Genomic DNA, 5,688 nt, shown 5'->3' with positions numbered 1-5,688 from the left:
TTGCATCTTTTTCTTCAACTTGTGATTCTTGAACTTTATTATTTTGTGACATAAAAGGCCCCTTTGTGACTTATTGGTTACAATGATTTTTTTGAAAAAAGTGTTTTGATAGAAAGATTTTTGGTCCCCCTGAGTATCTAGCTAGATACTTTACCTTACACTTTAAGTATCTCAAAAGCGTAGAATAATTCAAACGCTTATTTACCTTATTGCTTGAGTTTTATCCGTTCTTAGTACTTGCAAGATAGGACATTCGATTTTTGCTAAAAGCTTTATGTTTTGCCATAGCTTGCTCAATAACTGTATTAATCAAGTGATGCGTTACAATTGCAGGATCAAGGATATCAGCATCGGTTTTGATAGTGTTGATGATTCCTTCTAAGTCGCCACCAGATAAACCTTGTGTCTTGATTGCCATTTCTTCAATTGTTCTTTGAGTTAAAACGCTTGAGACTGATTGAACAAAGCATGGTTCGTTTTGCTTGAGGTCCATTAAAATAATATCTTTATATAGATTTAAGATGCGAACTCGTTCTTCTAACCCAGGAAGCGGCATTTCAATTAAATCATCAATTCGGCGATCCATCGCGCTATCTAGGACATCTTTATGGTTTGTTGCAAAAACAATCATAAATTTATTACTTCTTGTTCCTGTGTAATTTAAAAAGTTGTTTAAAAGCAGATAAGATTTACTTTGAGGGTCCATGTTTTCACGCTTCGAAAGGAATGTTTCTGCTTCATCGATAAAGATGAGTAGTCCATTTTTGCTTTTATTTGCCCATGCAAATAGTTCATCGAGTGCTTCTATTCCTTCACCATCTTTAAATTTAGAAAATGATGAACCACTCATGCATGCATATTCAAGACCAGATCGCTTTGCAAGTTCTGTTGCAAATAATGTTTTACCTGTTCCAGGAGCGCCGTAAAGAAGTAGGTTTCTATACTTAACGTTAGACTTACCTTCTTTGATTTTTTTGCTGATGGTCGATGTTACTTTTATAATGTTATCAAGTCTATCTTGCAGCCATGGTGTAAAAATCATTGGAGTTTCTTGAGCCTTAGGGCCAAATAATTTTTGATACAGGCTTTTTTTAGATGAAGAAATGATAAGTTTTGGTTTTAAAAGTGCACGCTCAATCATTCTAAATGCTAATGGAATACCATATTGAGCAATAAAAAGAGTGGTTGATGTGGCAACTGCAATTCCACCAGCCTTCATCATATTGTTATGAACAAGGCTTTGAATTCCTCTGTTTATATTTCTGGTATAAATGCTTACTCCTTGAGAAATCCCTTTATCAAGATCTCCTCCCTCTTTAAACGTTTCTTGCATTTGTTTACCAGTATTTGTAGCAACATCATTTAATCCAATTCCAAACTCCTTGCTACCATCCGCCATTGTTTTGTTTAATATTTTGACGCTTTCGTCTGTTCCAGATTGGATACCCTTAGAAATCGTAGCCATAGCCTCTGAGATTGCAGGTATTGCGTTTTTATTTAATTCTTTTAGCTCTTTGCCTTTTAGGGCATCACTTATAGCCGAAAATCCACCAGCTAGTAAATCTCTGATGATTTTTTTTGTTGTTTCTGGTGATGAGTTGTTAAGCTGACGACTTATTTCTTCCATTGCGCCACGCACAGCAGATTGTGACATATTGTATGCCATGTCTTTTTGTGGTTCTGCAGGTAAAATGGAGTTTGTGGATAATATAAAAGTTGCTAAAAAGCATGCGTATAAATTTTTAGTCATAGATATGATTCCCCTTAGGATATTTTTAATGTTTGATTACTTTTTAAGTATAACAAATAATGCAAAAAAGGCAAAAAAGCTTATTTGTATGGGCTTTTTTGCCTTTTTTGTTTGCGAGCGGCTTTTTTGCCTTTTTTGTTTGCGAGCGCAACAAGCCTTTTTTTACCAGTTGAAAAGCTAATTTAAATCAAAGGATTCGAGCTTTTTTGGAATAACAACAGACAAATTTAGTTCTTTTTCTATTTTTTGTTTTAATGACTCGCTGGCAGCTAGTTCACCATGGGTTAAAAATATTTTTTTGGGCTTTTTTTCAAAGGAACTAACCCACTGCAAAATCTCATTGCTGTCTGCATGTGCTGAAAAGCTATTTATTAATGTGACGGTTGCGTTGACAGGGTACCATTGCTCATCTATTTTTATTTGATTTGCGCCATTAATTAAAGCTTTTCCATTTGTTCCATCCGCTTGGAAACCAACGAAAATAATAGTGGTTGTTGCTTTGGCAATAAAATGGGTTAAGTGGTTCAATACTCTTCCACCGTGTGCCATACCACTTCCGGCAATAATTATTTTAGGACCAGTTACCAGGTCAACATGAGCAGAGTCCTTGGTCGTAGCAGTGTAGGTGGCAATGTTAAAAACGTCCTTGCATTGCTGTGGTGATAATGTGTGTTCATCTGTGAACTCATCAAACAAATTAGTAATGCTTGTCGCCATAGGGCTATCTAAAAAAATAGGAATTTTTGGGATAATATTTTTTTGTCGTAAAAGATAGAGGCAATAAAGAATTGTTTGTGTCCTTTCTATCGCAAAAGCAGGAATTATAATAGTTCCTTGTTTTGAAATTGCTTGATTAATTATTTTGCCAAGCTCAGAGATAGGATCTGTGTTGGGATGAACCTTATTTCCATAGGTAGACTCAAGGACCAAAAAATCAGTTTCTTTTAGGTGTGGTGGTGATTTCATTATAAGTTGGTTTGGGCGTCCAAGGTCACCAGAAAATGTTAAAGTTTTGCTTCCGTCAGATATCACAACAAATGATGATCCTAAGATGTGAAATGATTGAATTAGTTTGATTTTTAAAGAGCCAACTGAAAAAACAGTTCCGTAGTCCATAGTTTGAAAAAGGGTGATCGCATTTTCGGCATCTTTAATCGTGTATAAAGGTTGTAATTGAGTTTTTTTTGCATCTTGCTCATGCACCGATCCGCTATCTCTAAGCACAATTGCTGCTACAGCAGACGTTCCTTTTGAGCAATATACTTTGCCCTCAAATCCGTTTTTAACAAGCACTGGTATGTAGCCAGTATGATCAAGATGAGCATGGGTTAAGACGATTGCATCGATAGTTTTTGCATCTACTGGAAATGTATCCCAATTATGTTTTTTGATGTGATCTTCGCCTTGATAAAGACCGCAATCAACTAAGACTTTTGTATTTTCGCTCTCAACAAGATATTTTGATCCTGTGACTTCTTGCGTTGCACCAAAAAAAGTTATCTTCATTTTTTTAACCTACTCTTCAATTATCAAAATAATTATTAATTTTGATATATAAAAAATACTGACAAAAAACAAATAACCTTAAAAATCTTTAATTTTACGATCTTTTGAGTATAATTGATCGATATTAAATTTATTGTTTTTTATACACTAGGATTATACATGCGTAAAACTTTTTCAAAGCACATATTTGTCTTAATTTTGTGTTTTAATGTCGCAACTAATATTTTTGCCTCTCAGTCGGGTCAGTATTTAGAGCGGCGAGGAGATGGCGGTTTTAAAGATAAAAAATGCAATATATTAAAGCCTGTTATCTGCGCTGTGGCATTAATAGCTGGCCTTGTAGTTGTTCCTGAAGTACATAAAAAAATGACTGAGATTCGTGAATATTCTATTAAAATCAATCATGGATTTAGGTGTACAACGGGTATAGGTTCTCGCGCTATGCTCTGTGAGCGAGATAATAAAAATCCAGATTATTATTGTGAGAAAAAAGCTAAATTGACCTCTGCTGGTCGATCAGATTTAGAATGCTGGTATTGCAATTCTTGGAAAGACAACAGTTGCAGATTTGCATTTCCTGATATAGATCAGGCGGTAACCGTTCGTAGAATTCCTACAGATGAAGAAAAAAAAGGTATTCTAGATCAACACAAAAAACGTATTCTCGCAAAACGTCGATAAAATTGTATCATTAAATAAATTGCAACATTCATAAACATCTAAAAAAGAGCCCGCAATTACAAAAATGCGCGGGCTCTTTTTATTTTTTATAAGAACTTATATTTTGTGAGAGCTATTTAAACCGATGTTATGATTGTTTGTCTTCAGTCCATTTTAACAAATAAGCTTCACGCGTTTTACCAGTAGGGTGTCCAGAAAGTATTGTTGAAGGTAGCTTTAAAAGTAAGTTTTTTGGATCTTTGTATGTTTCAATCATCTCTTCTTCTTTTCCAAAAAAGTGAGCCACTTCGGTAATTGCTTGAGCCGTGCTATATTTTGCAGCAAATTGGTCAGCTCTTTTTTCAGCAGCAACTTTAAAGAAAAAGTTTGATGCGTAAGTAAAAAACAGATCAAAAAACATGCCAATAAAAAGGCCTACAATAACTGCAAGCGACTGTTCAGTCAGTGAGTTTGTAAATGGCAAAAGAAGTTTTACTGTAGAAATTGCGATAGCTGTTGAAGTTGTGGCTACTGCAAAAACAATCCATAATTTTTTATATGAATAATTATCTATGATATGGCCCAGTTCATGTTTGAAAAAAAATGATTGAGCTTCTCTAGTTAATTGAGATTGTGATAGTTGACGCTCTTTTTGAAGTGTATTTAAACCCGCTGAGTAAATGTGTGTAAAAACACTGACTACCGGAGTTGCATTGGTATCATCGCTAGACAGGGTGCAGGTTGTAGGGTCAATAACTATTGTTCTGCCCATTGCCATAGCAATTTGTTGAGCGGTGTAGGCATATTTTAAAGTAATTGTTGTTGGATCAATGTTGCATGAGCGAATCAAATTTTCAAACATTTGTTTGTGTGACCCAGATGGTACGTAAAGTAATCCTTTTTGCAGCGCTGCATGGTTTTTATAATTTAAATACCAAATGTAAGCACCAAGGATAATACCACCAAAGATCTGTGAATATGGACTGTGTAGCAAGACTGGGAAGTTATAAAAAATCCCTATTAATGGCCAAGACACAGTTATGGTGCCCATAATTTGTTTTTTAAGCACTCTCGGCCCTTTGTTTTATTATGAAAAAGCATTATTTTTTAGATGTTTTAAGTATAACAATGATCACCTCTGGTTGCAAAATATAGCCTTTGCTAGCATAAAAAAAGCCCGCGACTACAAGAGTGCGCGAGCTTTACGAAATAATAGTTGGCGCCAAATCTCGCTAACGCTTCAACTCTTTGAGGGCCTGTAGAGTTTGCCATCTGATCACCAAGCTTATGCAAAGCCTGCGCAACTTGCTCATTTCTTTGATCGCGTTTTAATTTATAGCTTTCGGGTGCCATAGATTCGTCTTCAACGCAGTTTAGGGCAGCTGTTTCGAGAGCAAAGCAGATTGTTTTACCAAGGTCTTTACACGTTTCAATTGGACGGGACGCCATATGAAGAACATCTGTAGCGCCATAAGCTATTCCATAAATAACTCCTTGCGCGTAAGGTAGTGCAGCTGTAGCAATATCGCGCGACAATCTTAGGGCTATCCAATCAACATCCATGAGCTGTGATGCCAGCAATACTTGATTTCTTTTATTTGCCTCGTAAGCTGCATCTGCAAAATCAGCAACACTTGTTAACAAACCATGGCAGACTTTTAATCTGGCCATGGTTTGTTAATTTCTTTAATTTTCGTCTGGGCTATTGCCTTGTTATAATTAATATAACTTCACATCTTCACCAGCAATCAATCGATCAGCAATTTCATTTA

At 35.6% G+C, this 5,688-nt stretch carries 5 protein-coding genes; 1 reads left to right on the top strand and 4 read right to left on the bottom strand.

Going from position 1 to position 5,688, the window contains the following annotated elements; genetic code table 11:
* Nucleotides 1–220: 220 nt before the first annotated feature.
* Nucleotides 221–1,750: an AAA family ATPase gene (locus NTU89_01000; protein ID MCX5923123.1), complete on the bottom strand. Its 1,530-nt coding sequence runs from the start codon at nt 1,748–1,750 to the stop codon at nt 221–223.
* Nucleotides 1,751–1,927: 177 nt separating this feature from the next.
* Nucleotides 1,928–3,256: an MBL fold metallo-hydrolase gene (locus tag NTU89_00995; GenBank protein MCX5923122.1), complete on the bottom strand. Its 1,329-nt coding sequence runs from the start codon at nt 3,254–3,256 to the stop codon at nt 1,928–1,930.
* A 159-nt stretch (nt 3,257–3,415) separates the two neighbouring features.
* On the opposite strand from NTU89_00995, the gene NTU89_00990 reads away from it, so the two are divergent.
* The gene (locus NTU89_00990; GenBank protein MCX5923121.1) at nt 3,416–3,937 is read left to right on the top strand and encodes a hypothetical protein; all 522 of its coding nucleotides are present in this window, start codon (nt 3,416–3,418) and stop codon (nt 3,935–3,937) included.
* A 127-nt stretch (nt 3,938–4,064) separates the two neighbouring features.
* Here the strand turns inward: NTU89_00990 and NTU89_00985 are convergent, their stop codons facing one another.
* Both NTU89_00985 and NTU89_00980 read right to left on the bottom strand, forming a co-directional pair.
* On the bottom strand, nt 4,065–4,985 hold the full coding sequence (locus NTU89_00985; GenBank protein ID MCX5923120.1) for a M48 family metalloprotease: 921 nt from the start codon (nt 4,983–4,985) through the stop codon (nt 4,065–4,067).
* 92 nt (nt 4,986–5,077) lie between these two features.
* The gene (locus NTU89_00980; protein MCX5923119.1) at nt 5,078–5,587 is read right to left on the bottom strand and encodes a hypothetical protein; all 510 of its coding nucleotides are present in this window, start codon (nt 5,585–5,587) and stop codon (nt 5,078–5,080) included.
* Nucleotides 5,588–5,688: the final 101 nt, after the last annotated feature.

Source organism: Candidatus Dependentiae bacterium (genome assembly GCA_026389065.1).
Lineage (GTDB): Bacteria > Babelota > Babeliae > Babelales > Chromulinivoraceae > JACPFN01.
Note: the sequence above shows the minus strand (reverse complement) of the source record. Positions and strands in the feature narration are given on the sequence as shown.